The sequence below is a fragment of the Myxococcales bacterium genome, from assembly GCA_016717005.1.
Taxonomy (GTDB): domain Bacteria; phylum Myxococcota_A; class Polyangia; order Haliangiales; family Haliangiaceae; genus UBA2376.
The window spans coordinates 1-25,296 of record JADJUF010000023.1 but is presented as its reverse complement, the minus strand read 5'-3'; the positions used below and the strand labels follow the sequence as shown (position 1 = coordinate 25,296).

General features: G+C 74.7%; 24 protein-coding genes and 2 pseudogenes. 8 read left to right on the top strand and 18 right to left on the bottom strand.

Translation table 11 applies throughout. The features are described from left to right. Positions 1-7 precede the first annotated feature (7 nt). Positions 8-226 carry a hypothetical protein gene (locus IPL61_20325; GenBank protein ID MBK9033577.1) on the bottom strand — a complete coding sequence of 73 codons (219 nt, stop codon included), beginning with the start codon at positions 224-226 and terminating at the stop codon, positions 8-10. Positions 227-592: 366 nt separating this feature from the next. Here IPL61_20325 and IPL61_20320 point away from each other — a divergent pair, with 366 nt between their 5' ends. Continuing rightward, positions 593-1,270: a hypothetical protein gene (locus IPL61_20320; GenBank protein ID MBK9033576.1), complete on the top strand. Its 678-nt coding sequence runs from the start codon at positions 593-595 to the stop codon at positions 1,268-1,270. 66 nt (positions 1,271-1,336) lie between these two features. Here the strand turns inward: IPL61_20320 and bfr are convergent, their stop codons facing one another. Together bfr and IPL61_20310 are read right to left on the bottom strand one after the other, a co-directional pair. Then, positions 1,337-1,804: a bacterioferritin gene (bfr, locus tag IPL61_20315; protein MBK9033575.1), complete on the bottom strand. Its 468-nt coding sequence runs from the start codon at positions 1,802-1,804 to the stop codon at positions 1,337-1,339. Beyond that, the gene (locus tag IPL61_20310; GenBank protein ID MBK9033574.1) at positions 1,801-2,034 is read right to left on the bottom strand and encodes a (2Fe-2S)-binding protein; all 234 of its coding nucleotides are present in this window, start codon (positions 2,032-2,034) and stop codon (positions 1,801-1,803) included. Before IPL61_20310 ends, bfr begins: the two co-directional genes overlap by 4 nt. A 209-nt stretch (positions 2,035-2,243) precedes the next feature. On the opposite strand from IPL61_20310, the gene IPL61_20305 reads away from it, so the two are divergent. Together IPL61_20305 and IPL61_20300 are read left to right on the top strand one after the other, a co-directional pair. Continuing rightward, positions 2,244-3,233: a hypothetical protein gene (locus IPL61_20305; protein ID MBK9033573.1), complete on the top strand. Its 990-nt coding sequence runs from the start codon at positions 2,244-2,246 to the stop codon at positions 3,231-3,233. Between the two features lie 85 nt (positions 3,234-3,318). Then, entirely contained in the window at positions 3,319-4,719 is a 1,401-nt protein-coding gene (locus IPL61_20300; GenBank protein ID MBK9033572.1) for a phosphoenolpyruvate kinase, read from the top strand. Between the two features lie 70 nt (positions 4,720-4,789). Here the strand turns inward: IPL61_20300 and IPL61_20295 are convergent, their stop codons facing one another. The 7 genes from IPL61_20295 to IPL61_20265 form a co-directional block, all read right to left on the bottom strand. Beyond that, positions 4,790-5,389 carry a hypothetical protein gene (locus tag IPL61_20295; GenBank protein MBK9033571.1) on the bottom strand — a complete coding sequence of 200 codons (600 nt, stop codon included), beginning with the start codon at positions 5,387-5,389 and terminating at the stop codon, positions 4,790-4,792. 50 nt (positions 5,390-5,439) lie between these two features. After that, positions 5,440-6,582 (bottom strand): hypothetical protein, encoded by a 1,143-nt coding sequence (locus tag IPL61_20290; GenBank protein ID MBK9033570.1) that lies wholly within the window; start codon positions 6,580-6,582, stop codon positions 5,440-5,442. Then, positions 6,579-6,899: a hypothetical protein gene (locus tag IPL61_20285; GenBank protein MBK9033569.1), complete on the bottom strand. Its 321-nt coding sequence runs from the start codon at positions 6,897-6,899 to the stop codon at positions 6,579-6,581. Before IPL61_20285 ends, IPL61_20290 begins: the two co-directional genes overlap by 4 nt. Then, positions 6,889-7,341, bottom strand: coding sequence for a hypothetical protein (locus IPL61_20280; protein MBK9033568.1), 453 nt, complete (start codon positions 7,339-7,341; stop codon positions 6,889-6,891). The genes IPL61_20285 and IPL61_20280 overlap by 11 nt, the downstream gene beginning before the upstream one ends. Further along, on the bottom strand, positions 7,338-8,309 hold the full coding sequence (locus tag IPL61_20275) for a hypothetical protein (GenBank protein MBK9033567.1): 972 nt from the start codon (positions 8,307-8,309) through the stop codon (positions 7,338-7,340). The genes IPL61_20280 and IPL61_20275 overlap by 4 nt, the downstream gene beginning before the upstream one ends. Further along, on the bottom strand, positions 8,306-10,138 hold the full coding sequence (locus tag IPL61_20270) for a protein kinase (protein MBK9033566.1): 1,833 nt from the start codon (positions 10,136-10,138) through the stop codon (positions 8,306-8,308). Before IPL61_20270 ends, IPL61_20275 begins: the two co-directional genes overlap by 4 nt. 180 nt (positions 10,139-10,318) lie before the next feature. Continuing rightward, entirely contained in the window at positions 10,319-11,050 is a 732-nt protein-coding gene (locus IPL61_20265; GenBank protein MBK9033565.1) for a transposase, read from the bottom strand. A 115-nt stretch (positions 11,051-11,165) separates the two neighbouring features. Here IPL61_20265 and IPL61_20260 point away from each other — a divergent pair, with 115 nt between their 5' ends. From IPL61_20260 to IPL61_20250, 3 genes are all read left to right on the top strand, one after another. Further along, positions 11,166-11,501 (top strand): hypothetical protein, encoded by a 336-nt coding sequence (locus IPL61_20260; GenBank protein MBK9033564.1) that lies wholly within the window; start codon positions 11,166-11,168, stop codon positions 11,499-11,501. A gap of 43 nt (positions 11,502-11,544) precedes the next feature. Continuing rightward, on the top strand, positions 11,545-12,189 hold the full coding sequence (locus tag IPL61_20255) for a hypothetical protein (protein MBK9033563.1): 645 nt from the start codon (positions 11,545-11,547) through the stop codon (positions 12,187-12,189). A gap of 69 nt (positions 12,190-12,258) precedes the next feature. Next, positions 12,259-12,534, top strand: coding sequence for a transposase (locus IPL61_20250; GenBank protein MBK9033562.1), 276 nt, complete (start codon positions 12,259-12,261; stop codon positions 12,532-12,534). A gap of 228 nt (positions 12,535-12,762) precedes the next feature. On the opposite strand, the gene uraH is transcribed toward IPL61_20250, so the two are convergent. Both uraH and alc read right to left on the bottom strand, forming a co-directional pair. Continuing rightward, positions 12,763-13,095, bottom strand: coding sequence for a hydroxyisourate hydrolase (uraH, locus tag IPL61_20245; GenBank protein MBK9033561.1), 333 nt, complete (start codon positions 13,093-13,095; stop codon positions 12,763-12,765). A 74-nt stretch (positions 13,096-13,169) separates the two neighbouring features. Then, positions 13,170-14,633 (bottom strand): allantoicase, encoded by a 1,464-nt coding sequence (gene alc, locus IPL61_20240; protein MBK9033560.1) that lies wholly within the window; start codon positions 14,631-14,633, stop codon positions 13,170-13,172. Positions 14,634-14,752: 119 nt separating this feature from the next. Here alc and IPL61_20235 point away from each other — a divergent pair, with 119 nt between their 5' ends. Together IPL61_20235 and IPL61_20230 are read left to right on the top strand one after the other, a co-directional pair. Further along, positions 14,753-15,274: a hypothetical protein gene (locus IPL61_20235; protein MBK9033559.1), complete on the top strand. Its 522-nt coding sequence runs from the start codon at positions 14,753-14,755 to the stop codon at positions 15,272-15,274. Between the two features lie 106 nt (positions 15,275-15,380). Further along, positions 15,381-15,914, top strand: coding sequence for a DUF4377 domain-containing protein (locus IPL61_20230; protein ID MBK9033558.1), 534 nt, complete (start codon positions 15,381-15,383; stop codon positions 15,912-15,914). Positions 15,915-15,957: 43 nt separating this feature from the next. Here the strand turns inward: IPL61_20230 and IPL61_20225 are convergent, their stop codons facing one another. The 6 genes and pseudogenes from IPL61_20225 to IPL61_20200 all read right to left on the bottom strand — a co-directional run bounded on the left by IPL61_20225 (position 15,958) and on the right by IPL61_20200 (position 25,079). Continuing rightward, positions 15,958-19,413, bottom strand: coding sequence for a hypothetical protein (locus tag IPL61_20225; GenBank protein ID MBK9033557.1), 3,456 nt, complete (start codon positions 19,411-19,413; stop codon positions 15,958-15,960). Between the two features lie 70 nt (positions 19,414-19,483). Then, positions 19,484-20,831: pseudogene (gene allB, locus IPL61_20220) on the bottom strand (allantoinase AllB). After that, the gene (locus IPL61_20215) at positions 20,828-22,024 is read right to left on the bottom strand and encodes a urate hydroxylase PuuD (protein ID MBK9033556.1); all 1,197 of its coding nucleotides are present in this window, start codon (positions 22,022-22,024) and stop codon (positions 20,828-20,830) included. Before IPL61_20215 ends, allB begins: the two are co-directional and overlap by 4 nt. Before the next feature lie 24 nt (positions 22,025-22,048). Beyond that, positions 22,049-23,995 (bottom strand): B12-binding domain-containing radical SAM protein, encoded by a 1,947-nt coding sequence (locus IPL61_20210; GenBank protein ID MBK9033555.1) that lies wholly within the window; start codon positions 23,993-23,995, stop codon positions 22,049-22,051. 273 nt (positions 23,996-24,268) lie between these two features. Next, positions 24,269-24,799, bottom strand: a complete 531-nt coding sequence (locus IPL61_20205) for a DUF962 domain-containing protein (GenBank protein ID MBK9033554.1) — start codon at positions 24,797-24,799, stop codon at positions 24,269-24,271. Positions 24,800-24,920: 121 nt separating this feature from the next. Next, a pseudogene (locus IPL61_20200) lies at positions 24,921-25,079 on the bottom strand (nitroreductase family protein). Between the last annotated feature and the right edge of the window lie 217 nt (positions 25,080-25,296).

Here is a 25,296-nt window from a genome sequence, read left to right as displayed (position 1 = left end):
ACCCGGATCACCGATGGACCAGCACCAGCACCCGCCGGAGCCGGTCGGACCAGGACACCAGCAGATCGAGGAACTCGCCTGGCCGGGCGTCGCGCCAGATCGCGGGCACGTCCTCGAGGGCGGCCGGCTCGCCGTCGATCGCCAGCACGCGCTCGCCAGGCTCCAGGCCGAGCAGCTCGAGGATCCGGTCGCCGGCGGCGGCCCGGTCCACGTCGATCAGGGCCACCGGTGACGCGTCGACCTCCGGCGGCGCGCGGCGGCGCCTCCCGGGGGCGCGCCAGCAGCAGCACCATGGCGCCGAGCAACCCGATCACCAGACTGCGGTAGACGGTGCCGACCATGCCGAGGAGCTCATCAAGTTCGGGACCAGCCCCGCCGCGGCGCGAACCCCGCGCAGCCACAGCGCCCGCCGCCCGCCGCCCGCCGCCGCGGCACGCCCGCCGCGCCGGCCGCGCCAACCTGGCACCGCGATCGATCGCCGCGTCTGGCCACACCCGTCGCGAAATCCCGCGGCGGCCGTGACCGCGGGTTCACGGCCCGCGAACCGATCCTGACGATCGCGCGCGGCCCGGCGGTTGCTGTCGCACACCTCATGCGCCTGCACCTCGCCGCCTGCCTCGCCGCCACCACCGCCCTGACCGCGACCGCCGTCGCCGATCAGCCGACCGAGGCCGCGCCCGGCGCGCGCCCGGCCTCGCCGCTCACCGTCGGCGCCCGGGTCGGCGGCTACGGCTTCCGCAACCCCGCGTCGGTCGACGGCACCGGCCACGTCGCCTGGGACCAGTGCCGCATGAACGGCCTCGGCGTGTTCGCGCGGCGGCCGCTGGGCCGGTTCTTCGCCGAGGGCGGCGCCGACGTCTACTTCACCGAGTCGTTCCCCACCGGCGGCGCCGACGTGCCCGCCGGCGAGCCCCGCAGCCGGCTGTCGGGGCTGGTGACCGTCGCCGCCGGCGCCAACGTGGTCGAGACCAAGCGCTTCGTCGCCTACGCTCAGCTCGGCGCCGGCGTCGAGGTCACCCAGTTCCGCTTCACCAGCGGCATGGACACGCTCGAGGACCGCCGGGCCCTGCCGCTCGGCTTCGTCGGCGTCGGCGGCGAGCTCCGGTTCGGGCGCACCAGCCTCGGCGCCAGCCTGCGCGCCCACGTCATGGGCAACTACAGCGCGGTCTACCAGGCCGACCGCGACACCTGGGATCCCGAGAGCAACCACCTCGAGGTCACCGCCGAGGCCGCGGCCCAGGGCCAGTTCTACGTCGGCTACGCGCTGTGAACGCGCGGGCCGCGTGCGCCGTCGGCGCGCCGAGGTCGACCGACGCCGCCCGCCCGGGCCCGGCCTTCAGCCCAGCTGCTGCGCGAGGTAGTGCGCGGCGCCGATCTGCTTGATGGTCTCGAGCTGGGTCTCGAGCCAGTCGGTGTGCTCCTCCTCGCCGACCAGGATCTTGGTCAGCAGGTCCTCGCTGCCGTGATCGCCCAGGCGCCGGCAGGTGTCGATCCAGGCGTTGAGCTTCGCGATCGCGGCGTGCTCGAGCGCCAGATCGGCCTCGAACTGCTCGGGCACGGTCTCGCCGATCCGCAGGCGCCCGAGCCGCTGCAGGTTGGGCACGCCCTCGAGGAACAGGATCCGCGAGATGACCTGGTCGGCGTGCTTCATCTCGTCGATGGACTCGGCCCGCACCTTGGCCCCGAGCTTCTGGTAGCCCCAGTTCTCGCACATCTTGGCGTGGATGAAGTACTGGTTGATCGCGGTGAGCTCGTTGGTGAGCAGCTCGTTGAGGAGGTCGATGACCTCGGCGTGGCCCTTCATGGTGCAGCGTCCCTCGCTTCGGTGAGGCGCGACCGTACCGAGCCGAGCGCGCGCGGGCAATCGCCGCAGCCGTTACCGTGCGCGAGGCGATCCTCGACGTCGGGGATGCACGCGCCGCAGCCGGTGCCGGCGCCGCAGGCGCGCCCGACCTCCTCGACCGTGGCCGCGCCACCGGCGATCGCCTGGTCGAGGTCGCGATCGCGGACGGCGTGGCAGAGGCAGACGATCATCTGGTTGGCTCCGGACGTTTTCGAATTTGATAATGCTTTTCATTGCCAAGTTCGTCAAGGCCGATCGCGAATCAGAGCCGCAAGATGCTTGGATCATTTAGCTTGCGACGGTGCGGCACGTCGCCTCACCCGCCCCGCGCACACCTCGCGGGCGCCCGGGCACGCGATCGATCCGGGGGTGGCGCCGCGGCCGTGGTAGGACCGCGGCGATGAAGAACATCGCGCTGGGGCTGACCGTGATCGCCGCCATGGGGCTCGCCGCCTGCGAGAAGGACAGCGGCAAGATGCCGGCCGCCAAGGGCTCCGGCAAGCTGACCGCCGACGAGGCCGAGCTGCTCGCCCGGCTGCCGGCCGGCGGCAACGTCGTGTTCGGCGGCAACTACTTCGGGCTGCAGCAGTGGCTCGCGAACTCGCCGATGGCGCGGATGTCGGCCGAGATGGACCCGGTGATGGGGGCGTGGAACGCGTGCCTGACCCGCGTCGACTTCGCGATGGCCGGCGCCGGTGGGTTCGACGACGGCGTCCTGCGCATGGCGATGTTCATGAAGGGCCTGCCCATGGCCAAGGTCCGGCAGTGCGCGACCGACAGCGGCCTGCCGGTCCAGGACGACCCCGACGGCAAGTTCCTGTCGGTCGAGCTCGAGACCCGCGACGGGATGCCCCTCGCGATGCCGTACCTCGAGGTCGACGGCGGCCTGTACACGGTGGTCAGCATGAAGATCGAGACCGCCGGCGGGATCAAGCCGGTGGCGCTGCGGATCGATCGCGCCACCCTCGAGCGCGATCAGGCCGGGCTGGCGAACGCCACCCTCGCCACCGACCCGCGCATGGGCGCGTGGCTGGCCAAGGTCGATCGGACCCGCACGTTCTTCTTCGCCGGCTCGGGCGCGGGCTCGCCGATCGCCGACAAGGTCGGCCTGGTCTACGGCGGCATCAGCATCAAGGACGGCCTGGCGATCGACGTGACCGCCGAGCTGCTCGAGCCGGGCGCGGCCAGCGAGGTCGTCCGGCAGTGGCAGCGCGCGCGGTCCGAGCTCGATCGCATCCCGGCGTCGATGCAGGTGCTCAAGGACATCATCCGCGCGGTCAAGCTCGGCCGCACCGGCGACGGCGTCCGCGTGGTCGCGCGCGTCACCGACGCCCAGCTCGAGGAGCTGGTCAAGGCGCTGGGCCCGATGATGGCGGGCCTGCGGCCGTGACGCGCTGACCGTGCGGCAGGTGGCCGCGCCGCCTGCGGGCCGCGCCGCGGCGAGGCCCGGGTGGCAGCGTGCTATACCCGGCCCGATGACCACGCCCCGCACCTCGCTGTCCGCCAAGCGCCTGGCCAAGGCCCTGGCGCGCGTCAACGCCGCGCAAGACCGGGTCGCCGCCCGGTACCTCGGCGACTCGGGCGCGCGCCAGCCGGTCCACACGGTCTACGGCGGCGCCCACCTGTTCACCGCGGACACCGCCGCCAAGCTCGGCGCGCTGGCGCGACGCGCGCTCGAGACCTACGGCGCCGATCCGCAGGCGTTCGCGGCCGCGGTCGGCGCGCCGGCCCACCTCGCGACGACGGTCCACGAGCGGGTCGCGGCCAAGCTCGCGCGCGAGGCGGTCGAGGACTTCCGGATCGACTTCGAGGACGGCTACGGCATCCGGACCGACGCCGAGGAGGACGGCCACGCGGTCGCCGCCGCGCTCGAGGTCGCCAAGGGCCTCGCCGCCGGCACGCTGCCCCCGTTCCTCGGCATCCGGATCAAGCCGTTCTCGCGCGAGCTGGCGCCGCGCTCGGTCCGGACGCTCGACGTGTTCCTGACCGAGCTGGTCGGCGCCACCGGCGGCGCGATGCCGGCCAACTTCGTCGTGACCCTGCCCAAGATCACCAGCGTCGCCGACGTCGAGACGCTGGTGTGGCTGTTCGGCGAGCTCGAGGAGAAGCTCGACCTCGCGGCCGGCACGCTCAAGCTCGAGATCATGGTCGAGACGACCCACTGCATCATGGATCCGAAGGGGCGGTCGATGCTGCCGCGGCTGCTCGACGCGGCCGCCGGCCGGATGACCGGCGCGCACTTCGGGACCTACGACTACACGGCCAACTGCGACATCACCGCCGCGCACCAGAAGATGAGCGCGTCGGCGTGCGACTTCGCCAAGCACATGATGAAGGTGTCGTTCGCGCAGACCGGCGTGGCGCTGTCCGACGGCGCCACGGTGATCATGCCGGTCGCGCCGCACCGCGCCGCGGCCGGTGCCGTGCTCACCGACGCGCAGGTCGCGGCCAACCGCGACGCGATCCACGCGGCCTGGCGCCTGCACACCGCCGACGTCCGCCACTCGCTCGAGACCGGCTTCTACCAGGGCTGGGACCTGCACCCGGCCCAGCTGCCGAGCCGCTACGGCGCGGTCTACGGGTTCTTCCTCGAGGGCGCCGCGGCCGCGTCGCTGCGGCTCAAGAACTTCGTCGACAAGGCCGCCCAGGCGACGCTGGTCGGCGACGTCTTCGACGACGCCGCCACCGGCCAGGGCCTGCTCAACTACTTCCTGCGCGGCATCTCGTGCGGCGCGGTCACCGAGGACGAGGCCCTGGCGACCGGGCTGTCGCTCGAGGAGATCCGCGGCCGCTCGTTCGTGAAGATCCTCGAGGGCCGCAAGGCCCGCGCCGCGGCCGAGGCCGAGCAGGCCGCGACGGGCCCCGCCGCGGAGTAGGCGGCGTCGTTCGGATTCGGCGCTCGCTCCGATCGAGCACCGGTCCACGTGTCGACCGGCCCGCTGAAGCTCACAGCCCCGTGACGGTCGCCTTGCAGGCGGCCTCGAACGCGGCGAGCGCCGGCTGCGCCTCCTTGTCGAGCGAGGCGCGGCAGGTGACGTAGCGCTTGGCGCCGGTCTTCCACCAGGCCATCGCCAGCTCCTTGCGATCGCCCATGGCGACGACGACCGTGCGGGTGCCCTCGCCCTGCTCGTCGCGCTCGACCGTGCCAGCCGCGATCAGCTGTGCGAACTCGACCTTGTCGGCCACCGCGGCCCAGTCCTTGGCCTCGCAGCTGCCGTCGCAGTTGGTGCCGACGCTGTACTTGGTCATGAAGCCGAGGTTGGCGTCCTCGGGCGGCTTGACGAGCCCCGGGATCATCCCCTCCTTCCAGCCCTTGGGCCGGACGTACGCGACCTTGTCCTTGTCGTCGCGCGCGGCCTCGAACTCGAGCTTGCCCTTGAGCTCGGCCGGCACCGCCGCGTTGGCGGCCGCCGGGTCCGCGGCCTTGGCGTGGCCACCGCCGCCACCACCGCCACCACCGCCACCGCCGCCGCCGCCGCCCTCTTTCTTGCCGCCGCAGCTGACGAGCGCCACCGCCACGATCGCGATCCCGAGCATCTTGGTCATGGCCGGCATTGCAGCGCGGATGCGCCGTGGCGGTCAAGCCGCGCCATCGGTCAGAACGGGCCGGCGATGCCGAGGTGGAGCGCCAGCTCGTCGTCGAAGTCCGAGAAGTCGTAGGCCTCGATCGAGGACTTCACGCGCAGGCCGCCGCGGACCCGGACCGCGGCGCCGAGCGTGTAGCGCAGGACCGCGCTCTCCGATCGCAGCGCGCTGGTGGCGGCGACGTTGCCCTTGCGGCGCAGGCCGTCCCAGCGGCCGATCAGCTCGACCCGGCCCAGCGAGTGCTCGGCCTCGAGGTAGAAGCCGTCGCGGACGGTGAAGTCGGCGTAACGACCGTCGGCGCCGGGCCCGTACTTGAAGCGCCCGGCCGGATCATCGCCGAGCGCGAGCTGGGTCCAGCGGATCAGGTACTCGGCGCGCACGAACGTGCGATCGCGGCGGAACACCAGATCGGCGCCGGCGATCGCGAACCCGAGCCGGGCCTCGGGATCGTAGCGCCCCGCCATGCCCGAGGCGCCGGCGGTCACGGTCGCGGTGTCCGACAGCTCCATCGTCGCGCCCAGGCGCGCGCCCACCGACGGCTGCGAGTTGTTGTCGAGGTAGTAGCGCTCGCCGGAGCGCGACAGCGTGTAGTCGAAGTCGAACGCGTCGGTCGTGCCCTTGGGGCCGCTCACGGCGTAGACCGCGTAGTCGACCTGGCCGTCGGCGACGAAGTGGGTGCCGCTCAGCTCGATGCCGTTGTCGACCCACGGCGCCGGCAGGACGCCCTCGTTCCAGTCGCGCAGGTGGACCATGCGGCCCATGTCGTAGGGCAGCGGCTTGTCGCTGGTGCGGTGGTTGGCGGGATCGTGGCGCAACGGGAAGCTGCCGAACGCGGGCGTGAACCGCCCGACCCGCAGGTTGACCTCGTCCCTCCAGCGCAGATCGAAGTAGGCCATGCCGACCTCGAGCCCGTGGCACGCCACGCACACCTTGACGTTCGACGTGACGTCGTGGCCGAAGTCCTGGGTCAGCTTGAGCGACAGCTCGACGGTGGCGCCGTCGAAGGCCTGGCCTCGGCCCGGGCCCTCGGTCGGCACCGCCAGGTAGTCGATCTGCACCGACCCGGCGAAGTTGCGGCCGTCGTCGGCGACCGCGACCGCGGCCAGCGTCGAGGCCACGGCCACGATCAGCGCGGTCAGCGCCCGCGTGCTCACGGCGCCACCTCGCCCGCGGCGACCACGCCGAAGCTGCGGTACTGCAGGCACGCGACGATCGCGCGCTCGTCGATCGCGCTGATCGCGCTGCCTGGCGTCAGGCGCATCCTGCGCACGTAGCGGACCCAGTCTGCGGGCCCGTCGGGGTCCAGCGCCAGGACCCGGTCGAGCGAGTGGCAGCGGGTGCAGCGCTCGTCGGCCAGGTGGCACGCGGTCCGGACGTCCGCGGGGTCGTCGCGCCGGACCAGGGTCGCGCCGTCGACCACGCCGCACCCGAGCAGCATCGTCAGCGCCACCGCGATCAGCTCAATCGGCATGGGCGCCCTCCGCGATCCAGTCGTGAATCAGCGCGACGTCGGCGGCGGTGAGGAACGGCGGCCCGTCGAGCGGCATGCGCGCGCCGAACGGCGGGCCCGCGACGACCTTGCGGTAGAGCGCGCTCGCGCACGGGCGGCCGGCGATGACCGCGTCGGCGCCGGCCCCGACCCCGCCGCGCCGGAGGCCGTCGTAGCTGCCGAGGTCGAGCCCGCCGACGATCAACCCGAGCGGCGTCGCGCCGGTGGCGGTGTGGCAGCGGTCGCACTGGTAGCCGTCGCTGCGGAAGATGCCGTCGACCAGATCGCGCTGGTACGACACCGCGGTGTCAGGATCGCTGTCGGCGTCGACGCACGCGGCCACGGCCAGCGGGCCGACGTCGGGCTCGACCGCGTCGAGGCACCCGGCGGCGAGCACCAGCGCCAGCGCTGCGGCGCGGTTCACAGGCCACCGACCTGGCGCTGGACCACGCAGTTGCGGAGGTCGTCGGTGGCACGGAAGCTGATCACCGTCCCGACCACCGGGCCCGGCGCGAACAGCTGCGTCGCCGTGCGCAGGTCGGCCATCGTGTCGTCGCCGCTGGTGTCGATCGAGCCGGTCGTGACCGGCACCACGACCTCGACCGTGCGGCACAGCGGCGAGGTCAGCGCGCTGGCCGGATCGACGTCGAGGATGTCGTTCGAGTCGACGGTGTCGCCGTCGCCGGTCATGTCGACGCCGCGCACCGGCTCGGACAGCGGCTCGCCGCCCTCGCGCCGCAGCCGGTAGCGCGCGACCTCGGGGACGGCGACGCGGTCGAGCAGCGGCAGCAGGCCGAAGTCGAAGTACGGCACGGTGCGGCCGCGCACGTTGAACTCGCCGTTGGGCAGCGCCGGCGGCGCGCCGCCGCCGACCTCGAGCGTCACGTCGGCGGCGACCGTCGGGCAGTTGACCGCGACCGGCTGCGCCTCGGGCGGCTCGATCAGCCCGCGCGCGAGCGCGTCGTCGAGCGCGGCCACCGACGGGATGACCTCGCCCTGCCAGCGATCGGTGACGTAGACCAGGTACAGGCTCCAGTACGGCGAGTAGCCGCGGTCGCCCGGCAGGGTCTCGACCAGCGTGTTGTGCGCGACCCGCTCGAACCCGTCGGCGGTGCGGCGCACCGGCACGAACACCGGCGCCGCGAACGTCGGCGTCGGGCCGAAGTCCCAGCCGTGGTACGGCGCGCCGGCGGCGAACCCGCCGAGCAGCGGCACGACGCCGTCGACGCCGTCGTGCGTCGCCACCTGCGCGGCCAGCACCGGATCGTCGGCGACCCGCGGCAGCACGGTGCCGGCCGGCAGGACACGATCGCCGCCGACGGCGGTGTCGTCGACCAGCGGGTCGAGACAGCCGGCGAGCGCGAGGGGCAGCGCGGCCAGGACGAGCTTCACGGCGACTCCGGGTGGTAGGTGACGGTGAACGACACCCTGACGGTGCCGACGTCGGGCGACGCGATCGCGCGCAGCGTGCCCACGGCCGCGCCCACGCAGGCGGCCAGGCCCGGCAGCGCGCCGCCGCTGGCGCGGGCGTCGCGGACCCCGCCGTCCTCGTCGATCGTGAACTGGGCCCGCACGACCGACGCCGGCGACCGACCGGCGCGGGTCGCGGCCGGCAGGTAGCAGGCGGCCAGCGCGCCGGTCAGGCGATCGATCGCGCGCCGCACCTGGCCGCTCGACAGCGAGCCCTTCACGTCGAGACCGCCGACGGACGCCCGCGCGTCGACGACCCGCGGCGGCGGCGGCGCGGCGTCGACCCGCACGCGCGGCGGTGGCGGCGGCGCGGCATCGACCTGCGCGAGCGGCGGCGGCGTGGTCCCAGCGTCGATCGGCGGGCGCGGCGGCGGCGCGGCGTCAACCGACGCTCCCGGTGGGACGACCGCGCGCGCCCCCGCGTCGATCGACGGCTCCGCACGCGGCGGTCGGCGCGGCCCGTCCGGCGCTGGCACCGCTGACGCCGCCTGCGCCGCCGCGGCGTCGGGCGGCTCGAGGGTGACGGCCTCGACCGACGCGTCGGGCGTGAGCGGGTCGAGCGCGACGGCCCGGTCGGGGACGTCAGCCTGCGCGACCGCGATCGCGGCGTCGAGTGGCGCCGGCGAGGTGGCGGCGACGCGCCGGCCACCACCGCGCGTGACGACCACGGCGGCGATCGCGACCGCGACCGCGCCGACCGCGATGACCCACGGCCACGGCCGCGCCGGCCGCGCCGGCGCCGGCTGCGCGTCGGCGATCGGGGCCGGGGTCGGCGCGGTCGGCGTGTCGTCGTCACCGCTGGCAGCGACGTCGGCGGGCGCCTCGGGCGCCTCGAGCGCGTCGAGCGCCGCGATCACGGCGCGCGCGCTGGCGTAGCGATCAGCCGGCTTGCGCGCCATCAGCCGCCGCACGATCGCCTCGAGCCGCGGCGGCACCGTCACCGCGGGCGCCCGGGTCGCGATCGGCGGCGGCGTGCTGGTGGCGTTCTGGTAGATCAGCTCGGCGATGTTGCCGGCGTAGGGCAGCGTCCCGGCCAGCATCTCGTACAGGGTCACGCCCAGCGCGAACAGGTCGGCGCGGTGATCGAGCGCGCCGCCCGCCGCCTGCTCGGGCGCGGCGTAGGCCGGGGTGCCGACCGCGGCGCCGACGCTGGTCAGCCGCGCCGCGTCGCCGTCGGGGTCGCTGGCGATCGCCAGGCCGAAGTCGACGATCCGCGGCACGCCGTCGGCCAGGATGACGTTGTCGGGCTTGAAGTCGCGGTGGACCAGGCCGCGATCGTGGGCGTGGGCCAGGCCCTCGCACAGGCCGCGCGCGAGCGCGATCGCCTCGGCCGCCGGGATCGGGCCCTGGTCGATCCGATCGGCCAGCGCGATGCCCTCGACGTAGTCCATGACGATGAACAGGAGCCCCGACTCGGATCGCGCGAAGTCGGTGACCCGCACGACGTTGGGGTGGTCGAGCGCGCTCGCGGCCTCGGCCTCCTGCGAGAACCGCAGCCGCATCGCCAGCGTGCTGGCCAGGTCGCCCAGGAGCACCTTGACCGCGAACGTGCGCCGCTGCAGCCGGGCGTGGCGGGCCCGGTAGACCCGGCCCATCGCCCCCTCACCGACGCACGCCTCGATCACGTAGTGCTCGCCCAGCGTCGTGCCGATCAGCGGATCGCCCTCGTGCTCGTCGATCAGCGCGCCGTCGGTGGGACACCGGATGAAGTCGCTCCGGTAGATCGCGCGGCACCGCGAGCAACAGCGCACGCGCGCGGGCGGCGACGCGGAGGCCTCGGGTCCCACCTGACGACTACGTCACAGGCGCGGGCCCGGTTACAGCGCTCCGACGGATATTCGGTCGTGCGCCGGCGGCGAATGAAGCGTGCGGCCTCCGGAGCTCACAGCCTGAGCAAGAATCGCCCGGCGGCGTAGGTCCGGCCCCCGGGGTCACGGCGCGGGCCCCGGGATGTCGTCGATGTCGATGAGGCCGCCGCCGCGGCGCCAGCCGACGGAGAGCAGCCAGGTGTGTGGCGCGGCGGTCGGGCAGCCGTCCTTGGCCAGCGCGCGGAGCCACGGGGCGTCGGTGCGGATCGCGGTCTTCCAGCCGTCGAACCAGAGCGCGCTGGAGTACGGATCGACCCAGCCACGCGCGAGGGCCTGGCCGCGGTCGGCGGCGTGGTGCCTGCCGTTGAGCAAGACGTAGCGGACGGCGTTGCGGACCTCGCGCGGCGTGCGCAATGGGCGGGCGTGGTAGCGCTGGGCGAGGAGGCGCCCGCGGCGGCCGAGCCGCGCGTTGAGGCGGCGGGCGAGGCGGATGGTGAGGCCCTGCATGCCGCGGGCGAGGGCGGCGGCGCCGGCGGCCTCGACGACGAGGTGGATGTGGTCGCCGAGCACGTTGTAGTGGACGACGCGGAAGTCGCCGCGGTGGCCGCCGGCGGCGATGGCGGCGCGGACGACGCGCATGATGGCGGCCCGGCGGAACGACGGCAGGCCGGCGGCGATCTTGAGCGTGACGTGGATCGGCACCGACGCCGGGAACCGCGGCCGGGCCTGGTGGGAGCAGGTGGCGCGGCCCTTGGGCCGGCCGGCACCCGGGCGCCAGCCGCCGTGCCCGGTGGGGCGGCGCGCCTGATCCAGCGTGAGCTGGATCGGCGTGCGGCGGTGGCGAGGCGGGCGCATTTGAATACGGCATATATAACCATGACGACCCGATCCGTCAAGCCTCGACCGGACGACCATCGAAGAAAAACGTGGGGTCGGGAGACCGATCGCCTGGCGGACGCGTTGCCAGCGGATGACCGATCGCGCCTCCACCCCGGCGTTCGAGCAGCCCGTTCTGTTCCCGGCGGACGCGCCCGACCTTGCGGTGACGGTGCTCGGCCCGCGCCGGCGACGCGCGGCGGCCGGCGCCAAGCACGGTGCCCGGGTCCGCACGCCCCGCCGTGATCAGCAGGTCTGGGCGCGCATCGACCTCGACGCCGCCGTCGCCGCGGACGATCCGGTGCGCAGCATCACGCGAGCGTCAGCGAGCGTGCTCTGGGAGGACCACGACCGCGGCGCCCCTCGCCCCGCGCGCATCCTGACGTGCCCATGGTCGAACCGCAGCGCACGCTCGCTGGCGCTCGCGTGACGCGACCAGCGAGGGCGAAGGCAGCGCGCGGGAACTCGCCCGACTGACCGAGGTCCACGCGAGCTACCGCTGGCTGTGTGGTGGCGTCGCGGTCGGCTACCACACGCTGTCCGACTTCCGCAGCCGACGCGGCGACGACTTCGATGCGCTGCTCACGCAGGTGCTGGCGATGCTGATGCGGCAAGGCCTGGTCGATCTGCACAGCGTCGCGCAGGACGGGACGCGGGTGCGCGCGAGCGCCGGCGCCTCGTCGTTCCGCCGGACCGCGACGCTCGCGACCTTGATGCAGGAGGCGCGCGCCCACCTCGACGCGGTGACGCGCGCTGCGGCCGATCCCGCGATCAGCGCGCGCCGCGCTGCCGCGCGGTGCCGCGGCGCCGCCGATCGGCTCGCCCGCATCGAGGCGGCGCTGGCGCAGGTCGCCGAGGTCGAAGCGACCAAGCAGCGCAGCCGCGCCAAGGATCCCACCGTGCGGGTCTCGACGACCGATCCCGACGCCCGCGTCATGAAGATGGGCGACGGCGGCTTCCGCCCGGCGTTCAACTTGCAGTTCGCCACCACCACCGACGCCGCCCGCGTCATCGTCGGCGTCACCGCGATCAACCGCGGCAGCGACATGGGCCAGAGCACCCCCATGCTCGCCCAGGTCGTGGCCCGCACCGGCGTGTACCCGCAGCACGCTCGCTGACGCTCGCCTGACACCCAGCACGACGCTATCGACGCGGCAGCCGCGCAGCAGGTCACCGTGCTCGCGCCCGTGCCCAGGCCACGTCTCGGCGACACCCGCGATCCGCACGTGGCGCGTGACGGTGACAGCGACGCCGTCGCCCGATGGCGGGTCCGCATGGGCACCGACGACGCCAAGCAGCGTTACAAGCAGCGCGCCGCCACGGCCGAGACCGTCAACGCCGACGCCAAGACCCACCGCGGCCTCGACCACCTGCCCCTGCGCGGCGTCGCCAAGGCGCTCGGCTGCGCCACCCTGTTCGCCTTGACCTACGACGTCCTGCGGTTCATCACCCTGTGCGGCTGAGCGACACGCCGACCGCCGAGACCGCCGAGACCGCTGAGACCGCCGAAGGGCGACGGTCGCCGGCCCGACCCCGTCGCCGTGCGGTCACCGCTGCGCATCGCCGGCCGTCCCGCGCGGCGTGCCCAGGCCGGCGCCGCACGGCGTCGCCGACCGACCCTGCCGTTGCGGCCGCCCCTGCCGGAGCGCATTCGCGCGTCCGCGGTGGGCCGTCGATTCCTGCTCCGGCTCTCAGCTGCCGCGGTAGGTCGAGTATCCGTACGGGCTCAGCAGCAGCGGCACGTGGTAGTGCGCAGCGCCGTCGACGACGACGAACTGGATCTCCACCGACGGGAAGAACCCGGTCGCGCCGTGGGCGTCGAAGTAGGCCTGGGTGTCGAAGCTGATCCGGTAGCGGCCCGGGGCGACCGGCCCGGCCGGGGTCAGGGTGCGCAGGCGGCCGTCGTCGTCGGTGGTGCCGGCGCCGAGCGCGCGCCAGCCGTCACCCTCGTGCAGCTCGAGGTGGATCGGGACGCCGCGCGCCGGCCGTCCGAGCGCGGTGTCGAGGACGTGCGTGGTGATCATCGGACGCCGATGCTACCCCCGCGGCGCGCCCAGGTTGAAGCCATCCAGTCGCCGAGCGCCGCGGCCGCGGACGCTCACGCGCCCGTCAGCAGCTTGCGCAGGCGCAGCCGCGTGATCTTGGCCTGCTCCTCGGCCGCGGTCCGGATCTCGCTGGCGCGGTCGCGGCCCAGGCGCGCGCGCAGATCGGCCAGCATCTCGTCGGCGCTGCGCCCGGTGGCGCAGACGATGTAGATGAAGCCGTGCTTGTCCGCGTACGCGGCGTTGGCCTCGGCCAGGGCCGCGCGAGTCGCGTCGTCGGCCGCGGCGGCGCCGCGCTGCTCACCGGCGGCCCAGGCGCCGTGCTCGGCGGCGGGGCGCGCGCCGATCCGCGGGTGGGCCGCGAACGCCTCGAGCCAGTCGGCCTCGGCCAGCGACCACCAGCTCCGCTCGGCGATGCGCTCGAGCGCGGCCTGGTCCTCGAACGGGCGGTGCGCCGCCATCCGCCGGGCCCACGCGGTCGAGCCGCACGCGGTCAGGAGCGCGGCCTCGGCGCTGGCCGGGTCGAGCACGTCGAACGTAACCAGCGCCGCGCTCGCGGCGGCGAGCTGGCCCCACACCCGCATGCGGGCGATGCCGCCGTCGGGGAACACGCTCAGGCGCACGTGGCTGATCGCGCCGACCCGACGCAGCTCGTCGGCGAACACGTGGCGGGTGTGCGGCTGCAGCGGCGTGTCGAGCAGGACCCGCCAGTCGTCGGGGCGGCCGGGCGCGTGGCCCTCGACCAGGCACCGGCCCGGGGCGTTGCCCTTGAAGTGCGAGGTGTCGAGCTCGAGCCGGTCGACCAGGCCCGGGGCCGCCAGCCGGACCAGCGCCCAGTCGTGGCCGGGGCCGCGCCGCCGCCGGGTCTCCCAGCCGTCGGCCATCGTCCGCGACGGCCCGGGCTTGATCAGGTTGTTGCGTGAGCCGAAGAACATGTCGCTGCACGCCTCGACCCAGCCACCGTTGGTCAGCGCCGCCAGATCGATCGTGCCGACCAGCTGCGCCGGCCGCGGCGTGACCACGCCGTGGACGCGCAGGCGCGCGACGCCGCCGTCGGGGAAGATGTTGAGGCGCAGGTGCGTGACCCGGCCGCGGTGCCCGATCGCGAACTGGTTCTTGCGATCGCCGCCCAGCTCGGCCCGCGGCAGGAGCTCGGTCCAGGTCGCGGTCGCGAGCGCCCGCAGGTCGAGCGGATCGTCGAGCTCGCAGCCCTCGAGCGAGGCCTCGGCCGGGTAGTTGCCGCGGAACCACGCGGTGTCGATCACGACCCCGTGGATCACGCCCGGCATGCCCAGGCGGATCACGCACCAGTCGTAGCCGGGCTCGCGCCGGCGCCGGGTCTCCCAGCCGTCCATCCACTTGCCCCGATCGGTGTAGACGTGGTCCTTCCACACCGCGGCGTCGGGCTTGAGCAGGTTCTCCTTCTCGGCGAAGAACTCGTCGTTGCACGAGAGCGCGGCGCCGCCGACCTCGTCGAGCGCGAGGTCGGGCAGATCCAGGAACGCGGGGTCGGTCGTCATGCGCGGCCCACGCTACCGCGACCGGCCCCCGCGCGGCCACCGTGACGGCGACCACGCGCCGCCCGGTAGACCATGGCAGCACGCTTGCTCGGTCGCGGGGCCCCGGCGACAGTGTTCCCATGAGACGTGAGCGATGGCTCGGCCTCCTGGCGGTGACGGCGCTGGTCGGCTGCAGCGACCCGCAGCACATCGGCACGATCGCCTGGTACCGCACCCCGTGCGAGGCGATCACGGCACACCTGTGCACCGTCATGCTCGACGAGGCCGGCGCCGCGACGCCGTTCTACAACCCGCTCGAGGGCTACACGCCGACCTGGGGCGTCGAGGCCGACGTCCGCTACACCGTCGACGACGCGTCGGGCATCCCTGACGCGGTCGGCGCCTACGTGGTCGACCACGTCGACGCGACCCGCGTGGTCCCCGCCGGCGCGCCGGCGGTGTGGCACCTGTCGCCGACCTGGAAATGGTTCACCGCCGACGGCGACCACGTGCTGTTGCTCGGGGTGCCGGTGGCGTGCGCGTCGGAGGTGTGCGCCGAGCTGGTCGCGCGCGACGACGCCGGCGTGCGGTTCGAGGTCGAGGTCGAGGCCACCGGCGATCCGGCGACGCCGGTCCGCGCGGTGGCCGTCCGCGCGCCGTGACCGCGCGCCGGTGGGCGTCGGCGCCGGCGGACCGCGAGGCCGTGACGGTCGGCACGCGGTGTCCACGCGCCTTGACGGTCGGGCCACCCGTCGCGAAGCTGGACTCATGCAGAACATGATCCTGGGCGGACTGGTCGGGGTGGCGCTGGTGAGCGGGTGCGGCGACGACACGATCGAGACCACCGTGCTGCCCTACGCCGCCCCGTGCGTCGGGCTCACCAACCAGCTGTGCCTGGCGATGATGAGCGACGGCGGCGCGGTCGACTATGCCTACGAGGGGATCCGCGGCTTCACCCACACCTGGGGCGTCACGACGCGGCTGCGCTACCACGTCGAGCAGGTCGACGATCCGCCGGCCGACGGCAGCGCGAAGACCCTCGTCCTCGACGAGATCCTCGAGGTCACGCCGGCCGAGGCCGGGCGCGCGTTCGACCTCGCCTTCGCCCACGCCCCGCAGCCATGGTTCGCGACCGTCGGCGATCACCTCCGCCTCGTCGACCGCGTCGACGTCGCGTGCGCGGCCGACGTGTGCGCGGCGATCACCGCGCTCGACGTGCCCGACGGCACCTACGCCGTCGACCTCGAGTTCACCGGCGACCCGGCGGCGCCGGCGCGGGCCCTGGCGGTCGCGCCGCGGTAGCTCCGACAGCGCGCCGCCGTGACGCCGGTCGCGGCCGGGCGCTTCAGAAGTACGAGTCGCGCGGCGCGCAGGACGGGCTCGACGCCGTGACCGGGGCCGGCGTGGACAGCGGCGGCAGCGGCGGCACGCCGTCTCGGAACAGCGCCGCGCCGCGCGCGGCGATCACGTCCTCCTGGCGCTCCAGTTCGGCGCGCTCGTCCGGAGTGAGCGCGAGGGTCGGCGGCGGGAGCGTCGCGGCGACCGCGGCCGCCCCGTCGCGCGCGACCCGCGCCAGCGTCGGATCGAGCTCGTCGGACACGCGCGCCAGCGCCCAGCTCAGGCGCGCCCGCCGATCGCTGGGCAGCTCCGGCACGCCCGCGGCCCACCGCACCCACCGCGACGACGACCGCGGGTAGCCGCGCGCTACCAGCGCACGATCGAGCTCGTCCGCGAGCACGCGCGCGACCACGGTCTCGGGCGCGGCCGCCTCGTCGAGCGCCCACAGCGCCCACGCCCGGTAGTCGGCGCAGGGCGAGGCCGCCCCGGCGATCGGCGGCGCGAGCGCGGACAGCGTCAGCGGCTGGCCGTGCGCGCGCGCGAGGTCGTCCCAGCTCGCGGACGCGGCGGCGTCGCCCCGGGCTCGGCGCCGATCGTCATCGGGCACCGCGATGCCAGCGGCGTCGATCGCGGCCCACACCGCGAACGTCTCGACCTTGGCCCGCGCCCACTCACGGCACTCGTCGGCGGCGACCAGGCGCACGCGCCAGAACGGATGGGCGAGCAAGCGCGCGCGCTCGGCCGCGGTCACCAGCCCGGCGCGGAGCAGCACCTTGGCCGCGTCGACCGCGAGCCCGGGCGTGTCGACCAGGCGCTTGACCTGGGTCGCCGAGCCGAGGTCGCTCGCCGCCAGGCACTCGATGAGGTTGACCATCGTCGACGGCTCGGCGGCCTCGGCCAGCTCGAGCAGCGCGGTCGGCGCCGCGTCGGGGCCAGGCAGGCGCGCCAGCGCGCGCTGGGCGTCGCGCCGCCAGCGCACGCGCTCACCGGGGCGCCCGCGATCGGCCCGCAGGCGCGCCACGATCGCGGCGCGCGCCAGGTCGGCGTGGGCGGTGGCGCGGGTGACCAGCTCGAACGCGCTGGCCGTGCGCGCCCCCCCGCGGTCGCCGTCGGGCGCGGCCAGCTCGTCGACGCACGCCGCGAACAGCGGCGGCATCGACGCCACCGCCGCGAGCAGATCGGTCAGGCGACCGGGGTTCTCCCATGGCACCTCGAACGCCACCTGCCAGCACCTCGTCAGCGCGGCGGCGCCGTCGTCCGAGTCACCCACGTACGGGAACACGCCCTCGGCGATGCGGCTGATGGGATAGCCAGCGTGCAGCGTCTCCAGGCCGGCGAGCAGGCGCTGTCCGACCCGGGCTCGATCGCACGCGAGCAACCGATCGCGGAGCGCGTTGCCGCGCGCGTAGCTGTCCATGCTCGCGATCCCGCGCGCCAGGCCCGCCCGCGCGACCAGCGCCGGCGGCACCGTCACCTCGCGCGCCATGACCGAGAGCAGCTCATCGATGACCTCGTCCGCGAGGTCGCCGGCCCCGGGCGCCGCCGGCGCCGCGATGGCGCTCGGCGCCGGCAGCGGCGAGCCCGCGCTCGACGACGACGTCACGGCCGCGGCCGGCGCGGTGCCCGGCGCCGACGACGTGGCCGCGATCGGTGGCGGCGCCGGCGCCAGCGGATCGATCAGCCGCACCTCGGCCGGCGCCGCGATGGCCGCGCCGACCTCGGCGGCGACGTCGAGCGCGCCCGCCCGCAGCACCGCGAGGACCGCCTCCTCCTCGGCCACGAGCGCGCGCTCGCTGGCCTCGTCGAGGCGCGGCCACGGCCGCGGCACCCGGGCCGCGTGCTCGGCGACGCCGTCGACCACGATCGGGTCGAGCGCCGGCCACCACGTCTGCGGCGGCACCGCGCCGTCGCCGCCGCGATCGATCCACGCCAGGCGCTGGTCGAGCGGAGCCCGGCGCAGCGCGCGCGGCACGACGTCGAGCCCCGAGCGCACCAGCACGACCTCGTCGAACCGCTGCCGGACCGCGACGTCGAGCGCGTCCGCCACGACCAGGCAGCGCAGGTGGCTCGGGCCGAGCGCCTCGATGGCGCGCACCGCGTCGTCGCGCACGCGCCCGCTGCGGTGGAGCACCCGCGCCGGCAGATCGACCTCGAGCTCGGGCGGGACCTCGTCACCGCGGGCCGCCAGGGCCTCGCGCGCGCGCCGTGCCAGCCACGCGTCGGGCGCGTCGGCCAGCAGCCGCAGCGCGGGCCCGACCGCGGCGCCGCCGATCATCGTCAGCACCTCGATCAGATCGAGGTCGCCGCCAGCCGCCAGCGCGCTCGCGATCGGCTCGACCCGCGCGGGGGCGCGCTGCGCCAGCGTCCGCAGCGCCGCGATCCGGTGCCGCTCCCAGTTGGGGCCGGTGCCGAGGTCGAGCAGCAGGGTCGGCACCGCCGCCGGCACCGCCGCCAGGGCCAGCCCCTCGTGGATGCCGGGGTAGGTGTGGTAGCGCAGATCGGTCGACAGCGGCGTCCCGCGCAGCCGCCGCGCCGCCTCGACCAGCGCCCGGATCGCGCTCGGCGTGCGCGCGCGCCCGAGCATGTGCGCGGCGTGCTCGGCCCGGCGATGCACCAGCTCGGTCGCGCTGGGGTCGTCGAGCGAGGCCGCGAGATCCGCGCGCATCTGCCCCTCGACCTCGGCGTCCGCCGCGACCTGGTCGCGGAACCGGTCGGGCAGCGCGAGATCGCCGTACCAGTAGATCCCGCGCGGGTGGCGCCAGATCGTCAGGAAGCGGACGACGAAGGCCGGGGTCACGTCCCCCGCCGCCATGCCCTCGAGCGCCCGCGTCACCACGCCCCAGCCGTCGCTGTCGCGCGTGGCCTCGGCGTAGACGTCGAGGCCGGCCTTGGCGACCGTGCGCGCCGAGGTCTCGGCCAGGCGCGCCAGCACGCGCGCGCGGTCCGGGTGCTCGCGCGGCCAGTCGGCGAGCGTCGTGAGCGCCGCGCGGACGACCGAGCGATCGCCGTCGGCGCCGGCGAGCCAGTCGACCAGCTCGGCCGGCACTGGCGCGAACCGGGGCGGGAGCCAGGCCCCTGGCGCCTGCCACTGGGTCCGGTCGCGCTCACCGAGGTCGACCAGCGCCGCCGGCCGCCCGCTGGTCGTGGCCTGGCCGGCCGGCGTCAGGCCGAGCGCGCCGAAGTCGTCGACCAGCCGGAGCTCGACGCCGGCGACCACGGTCGCCAGCTCGTTGAGCACGCGGCACAGCCGCTCCAGATCCTCGGTGTCCTCGGTCAACGGCAGCTTCTGCCAGCCATCGCCGATGACGCGGTCGGCGCGCCCCTCGCGCGTCACCGCGAGCCCGAAGCCCTCCCCCTCCCACGACGGCTTGTTGCTGCGCGCGATGAAGTCGTCGAGCGCGGTCAGCTCGTCGTCGTCGAGCGGTCGATCGCGCAGGATCTGGTAGCTGGCGGTCCATCCCATCGGGTCCTCCTGGTTCCATGCGCCAACCCGGCGCGTCCCCTACCTATCGACCGGCCGCGCGCGCGGTTGCTTACAACAGCGCGCCGCCGACGCCGTCGACGTCGGTGCCGTCGAAGATCTTGCGGCCGCGCAGGTAGGTGGCGTGGACGCGGCCGACCAGGCGCACGCCGGCGTAGGGCGTGACCTGGTGGCGATGGCGGATCAGCGCGGGGTCGACGCAGAACGCCTCGGCGTCGGCCAGCACGCACAGGTCGGCGTCGGCGCCGACGGCGATCACGCCCTTGCGCCCCGCGAGCCCGGCCAGGGCCGCCGGCGCCTCGCACATCCACCGGACCAGGTCGACGAGCGTGTGGCCGCGGGCCCGGGCCGCGGTCCACACGGCGGGCAGCGCCACCTGCAGCCCGGCGATGCCGCCCCACGCCGCCACGAAGTCGCCGGCGTCGAGGCGCTTGAGCGCCGGCGTGCACGGCGAGTGATCGGACGCGACCAGCGACAGCACGCCCTCGGCCAGCGCCGCCCACAGCGCGTCGCGGTTGGCGCGCTCGCGGATCGGCGGCGCGCACTTCCACGGCGTCGCGCCGTCGTCGATGTCCTCGGCCGCGAACGTCAGGTAGTGCGGGCAGGTCTCGGCGGTGAGCGGCAGGCCGTCGGCGCGGGCCCCGCGCAGGAGCGGCAGCGCCGACGCCGCCGAGTGGTGGACGATGTGCGTGCGCGCGCGCGTGGCCCGGCACAGCCGCACCACCAGGGCGATCGCCTGCTCCTCGGCGGCCGGCGGCCGGCTGGCCAGGTAGGTCGCGTACGCGCGCGGGGTCGGCGCCGGCCAGGCCGGCCGCGGCCGCGTCGATCGGGCCGGCCACCTCGGCGTGGACCAGCAGCGGCGCCGCCAGCCGCGCCAGCTCGGCCATCGCCGGCGCCAGCGCCGCCTCGTCGACCCAGCCGAACTCCTCGACGCCGCTGTCGACCAGGAAGCACTTGAAGCCGCGGATCCCGTCGGCGACCATGCCGGCGAGCTCGCCCGTGTTGCCGGGCACGACCCCGCCCCAGAAGCCGACGTCGACCGCGCACTGCCCGGTCGCGGCGGCGCGCTTGGCGGCGAGCGCCGCCCGGGTCGTGGTCGGCGGGATCGAGTTGAGCGGCATGTCGACCAGGGTCGTCGCGCCGCCGGCGGCCGCGGCCCGGGTCGCGGTCTCGAAGCCCTCCCACTCGGTGCGGCCGGGCTCGTTGAGGTGGACGTGGGTGTCGACCACGCCGGGCAGCACCGCCAGGTCGTCGACGTCGTCGAGCGCGGCCCCGGCCGGGACGTCGGCCCACGGCGCCACCGCGACGATGCGCGCGCCGGCGATGTAGATCGCGGCCGGGCCGATCGCGCCGCCGGTGACCACGCGCCGCGACCGCACGACCCGATCGACCCGCGTCACTTGAGCTGCGCTCCCTGATCGACCCAGGCGGCCAGCTCGGCCCGCTCCTGCTCGGTGATCTGGGTCTTGTTGAGGAACGGCATGGTCTTGTTGACGTAGACGCGGTCCTTGATGCGCGCCGCCATCGCCTGGACCCGCTCGGCGGTGTCGAACATGACGTTGACCGGCGCCACCTGGAACTGATCGTCGGTCGGGCTGGCGCTGTGGCACTGCACGCACCGCGCCTGGATGATCTCCTGGACCCGCGCGAACGACACCTGGTCGGTCACGGTCACGGCCGGCGCCTCGCGGATGCGGGTCAGCAGCACCAGGCCGGCCAACGCCACCGCCGCCATGCCCACGCCCGGCGTCGCCCACGTCATCCACGGCCGGCCGTCGTAGCGCGCGTTCATGAAGTGGCGGACGCCGGCGCCGCCCACCATCACCGCGGCCAGCACGAACCAGCGCAGGTGGTGGCCGTAGGTCGACGGGAAGTGGTTCGAGATCATGATGAACAGCAGCGGGAACGTCAGGTAGTTGTTGTGGATCGACCGCTGCTTGGCGCGCAGCGACAGGGTCGCGTCCTGCTCCTCCCCGGCCTTGGTCGCGGCGATCAGCGACCGCTGCGACGGCATGATCCGCATCCACACGTTGCCGGTCATGACCGTGCCGATCATCACGCCGGTCTGCAGGTACGCGGCCCGGCCGCTGAACAGGAGCGTGAACGCGTAGGCGGCGCCGAACAGCATCACGAACGACAGCACGGTCGCCGCCGCCGGCGCCTTCTTGCCCAGCGTCATCCACAGGCCGTCGTAGATCGCCCACGCCGCCACCAGCGCGCCGACCGACCACCCGATCGCCTCGCCCTGCCCCATCGCCCGCACCGACGGGTCGATCAGGAACGCGGCGCCGTTCATGTAGTAGACGACCACCAGGAGCGCGATGCCCGTCGCCCAGGTCGAGAAGTTCTGCCACTTGAACCAGTGGAGCTGATCGGGCAGCTCGCCCGGCGCCAGGAGCTTCTTCTCGACCTCGTAGAACGCGCCCGAGTGGACCATGTAGATCTTGCCCTGCGACAGCTTGCTGGCGTCAGGGCCGGGCGCGACCAGGTTGCGATCGAGCCAGTTGAACAGCATCGAGTTCCCGATCCACATGATCCCGGCGATCAGGTGGGCCCATCGGAACACCACGTCGAGCAGCTCGTTCCCGTGCATTCGGGCCAGTATATATACGCGCGGTCAGCGCGAGAGCGCGCGCTCCACCAGATCGCGCGGGACCTTGGCGGCGGGCACCTTGCGGCCGCGGCCGCCGTCGTCGAACCAGCGCCGGACGTCGACGTCGAGGCCGAGGCCGTGCATGTAGTTGTAGAGCGCCTTGCGCAGGCCGACGCCGAGGCGGTCGTGATCGACGCCGGTCGGATCGGTGAACGGCACCTCGTTCTCGGCGAACGTGACCGCGCGCGCCCGGGTCAGGCGGATGCCGAACAGGTCAGGCGCCTGGCCGATCGGGCTGTGGGTCGTGGCCGCGAACCGGTGCCAGAACGCCGACTGCACGCACCCGGCGGCGAACAGCTGGCGCACGCGCTCGAGGCTGTCGATCGTCTCCTGCTCGGTCTCGGTCGGGAACCCGTACATCAGGTAGGCGTGGACCATGATCCCGGCGTCGGTGAACGCCCGGGTCACGCGCGCGACCTGCTCGACCGTGACGCCCTTCTTCATGCGCTCGAGCAGGCGATCGGACGCGACCTCGAGCCCGCCCGACACCGCGACGCAGCCCGCCCGGGCCAGCAGCTGCGCCAGCTCGGGCGTGAAGGTCTTCTCGAACCGGATGTTGCCCCACCAGGTGATCGTCACGCCGCGCGCGAGCAGGCGCTCGGCCAGGGCCTTGAGCCCGCCCGGCGGCGCGGCCTCGTCGACCAGGTGGAACCCGGTCTGGCCGGTCTCGGCGACGATCGCCTCGATCCGATCGACCAGCAGGTCGGCGGTCACCGGATCGTAGCGGCCGATGTAGTCGAGCGTGACGTCGCAGAAGCTGCACTTCTTCCAGTAGCAGCCGTGGGCGACGGTGAGCTTGTTCCAGCGCCCGTCGGACCACAGCCGGTGCATCGGGTTGAGCATCTCGACCACCGACAGGTAGCGATCGAGCGGCAGCCCGGCGTAGGTCGGCGTGCCGGCCTGGGCCAGCGGCACGTCGTGGAGCGCGTCGGTCGTCCGCTGCTCGACCTCGCCGTCGACGCGCACGAACGTGCGCAGGAGCGGCCGGGCCGGGTCGCGCAGGTGCTCGAGCAGCGCCAGCAGCGGCGCCTCGCCGTCGTCGAGGGTGACGTAGTCGACCAGGTCGAACAGGCGCGGCTCGCGCAGGCCGCGCAGCTCGGTGTTGACGTAGCCGCCGCCCATCACGATCCGCGTCGCCGGGGCGTGGGCGCGCACGGCCTGGGCCATGCGCAGCGCGCCGTAGACGTTGCCGGGGAACGGCACGGTCAGGCCCAGGAGGTCGGGTCGGTGGCGGTCGACCAGCGCGCGCGTCAGCTCGGCCAGGTGGTCGTCGACCAGGGTCGGCGGCGCCGCCAGGGCCGCGGCCAGGCCGTCGAAGCTGGGCGCGCTGGCCGCGAGCTTCTCGCCGTAGCGCGACAGCCCGAAGTGCGCGTCCTCGCCGCGCGCGATCACGTCGGCCAGGTCGTCGACGTACAGGCTCGCGAGGTACTTCGCGCGATCGTGGATGCCGAGCTCGCCGAACGCCCACGCCAGCGGATCGCCGCCGGGCTCGGCCGCGAGCGCGTCATCGATCGCCGCGAACCGCGGGCCCTCGGGCAGCCACTCGCGCCCGGCGATGCGCAGCGCCAGCGACGGGTCGCGCCCCTGCAGGAAGCGCACGACCGCGTCGACGGTGTCGGCGTAGCGCCCGGGCTCGGCCAGGAAGTGCCCGACCGAGGCGTCGAGCCCGCCGTCGCGGCGCGCCTTCTTGCCGCCGCCGCGGTCGCCGACCCGCGCCGCGATCCGCGCGGCCAGCGCGGTGACGCCCGCCCGCGAGTACAGCCGCAAGAACAGCTCGAGCGCCGGATCGGCCTGCACCACCTCGAGCCCGAGCCGGGCGGCGTGCTGCGCCAGGAACCCGCACAGGTACGCCGTCGCCGGGTACGGCGTGTTGAGCTGGGTCATCGGCGGCGTGACCAGGAGGATGCGCATCGCGACGGCGCGCACCCTACCGCGTCCGCGCCGCGCCGGCAGCTCGTCGCGCGGCCTGTCAGGGCAGCGCCGGGGCCGCGGCCGGACTGCGCCGCGCCGCACGACCGCAGGTCGCGCCCACGACGGTGACGGCGGCCCGCGCGATCGCGGGCCCGGCGGTCACGCCGCCGCGGTCGCCAGCTCGGTCGCGTCGACGCTGCCCCAGCGCGATCGGGGGTCACGCCGCCGCGGTCGCCAGCTCGGTCGCGTCGACGTTCCGAGCGCGATCGGCGGTCACGCCGCCGCGGTCGCCAGCTCGGTCGCGTCGACGCTGCCCCAGCGCGTCGGGCCTGCGCGCCGCTCGACCTCGGCGCGCAGCTCCGGCGACAACCCGAGGGCGAACGCGACCTCGGCCACCAGGAACAGCGGACCGTCGAGCAACCCGCGCAGATCGTCGAGGAACGCCGGCTTGCGGCCCTCGAACGCGTGCCCGACGAACTGGATCGCCCAGCCGCCGACCAGTAGCCCGCCGGTCGCGCCCGCCCACAGCGGCGTCGGCAGCGCGGCGATGGCCGTGCCCATCGCGCAGGTCGTGCCCAGCACCACGCCCATGGCGTTGCCGTACGCGGGATCGATCGCCCGGTAGTAGCGCGTCGCCAGGCCGGTCGCCGCCACCGCCGCGTTGACCGGGCCCAGGCCGATCTTCGCGAGCGCGGCCTGCGTGCCGACCAGGATCATCGGGATCCCGACGAAGTGCGTCGCGATGTTGCGTTTGTCGCGGTGATAGCCGGCGTAGGAGGCGAGGCGGTCGACGAGGGACATCATCGCCACAGCCTACGCCCTCGCGCGACCGCGTGGCCCGGAACCGGCCGTGACCACGCGCGGCGGGTTGGCGGATCGCCGTCATCGAGGGCGCGGCGCGCCGCTGGCCGTCGTCACCCGCCGATCACCTCCGGACCAGCACGTCCGCCAGCGGCTTGCGGTGCAGGTCGGGCACCTGGGCCCCGGCGGCGGGGTAGCCGACCGGGATCACGACGAAGGCCCGCTCGTGGGCCGGGCGGCCGAGCACCTCGCGCAGGAAGCCCATCGGGCTGGGCGTGTGGGTCTTCCTGACCCGCACCCGGTCCGCGCCGTACGCGTAGCGCTCGCCGTCGTCGACGGGCCCGCCGGCGCGCTCGACGGTCACGGCCTCGGTCAGGCAGCCGCGCCAGCTCCAGGCCATCCGGCGCAGGTGCGCCAGCGCCACCATGTTGCCCGCGGCGTCGAACATCGCCGCCGGATCCACCACCGGCACTCCATTGACATCGAGCGCCGCGGTCGAC

Coding starts and splice junctions, on each gene's coding strand:
- IPL61_20230 (MBK9033558.1), top strand. CDS start 15,381: ATGCAGAACATGATCCTGGGCGGACTGGTCGGGGTGGCGCTGGTGAGC.
- IPL61_20225 (MBK9033557.1), bottom strand. CDS start 19,413: ATGGGATGGACCGCCAGCTACCAGATCCTGCGCGATCGACCGCTCGAC.
- IPL61_20210 (MBK9033555.1), bottom strand. CDS start 23,995: ATGCGCATCCTCCTGGTCACGCCGCCGATGACCCAGCTCAACACGCCG.
- IPL61_20260 (MBK9033564.1), top strand. CDS start 11,166: ATGACCGATCGCGCCTCCACCCCGGCGTTCGAGCAGCCCGTTCTGTTC.
- IPL61_20300 (MBK9033572.1), top strand. CDS start 3,319: ATGACCACGCCCCGCACCTCGCTGTCCGCCAAGCGCCTGGCCAAGGCC.
- IPL61_20320 (MBK9033576.1), top strand. CDS start 593: ATGCGCCTGCACCTCGCCGCCTGCCTCGCCGCCACCACCGCCCTGACC.
- IPL61_20295 (MBK9033571.1), bottom strand. CDS start 5,389: ATGACCAAGATGCTCGGGATCGCGATCGTGGCGGTGGCGCTCGTCAGC.
- alc (MBK9033560.1), bottom strand. CDS start 14,633: ATGACGACCGACCCCGCGTTCCTGGATCTGCCCGACCTCGCGCTCGAC.
- IPL61_20215 (MBK9033556.1), bottom strand. CDS start 22,024: ATGCACGGGAACGAGCTGCTCGACGTGGTGTTCCGATGGGCCCACCTG.
- bfr (MBK9033575.1), bottom strand. CDS start 1,804: ATGAAGGGCCACGCCGAGGTCATCGACCTCCTCAACGAGCTGCTCACC.
- IPL61_20265 (MBK9033565.1), bottom strand. CDS start 11,050: ATGCGCCCGCCTCGCCACCGCCGCACGCCGATCCAGCTCACGCTGGAT.
- IPL61_20305 (MBK9033573.1), top strand. CDS start 2,244: ATGAAGAACATCGCGCTGGGGCTGACCGTGATCGCCGCCATGGGGCTC.
- IPL61_20235 (MBK9033559.1), top strand. CDS start 14,753: ATGAGACGTGAGCGATGGCTCGGCCTCCTGGCGGTGACGGCGCTGGTC.
- IPL61_20285 (MBK9033569.1), bottom strand. CDS start 6,899: ATGCCGATTGAGCTGATCGCGGTGGCGCTGACGATGCTGCTCGGGTGC.
- IPL61_20310 (MBK9033574.1), bottom strand. CDS start 2,034: ATGATCGTCTGCCTCTGCCACGCCGTCCGCGATCGCGACCTCGACCAG.
- uraH (MBK9033561.1), bottom strand. CDS start 13,095: ATGATCACCACGCACGTCCTCGACACCGCGCTCGGACGGCCGGCGCGC.
- IPL61_20205 (MBK9033554.1), bottom strand. CDS start 24,799: ATGATGTCCCTCGTCGACCGCCTCGCCTCCTACGCCGGCTATCACCGC.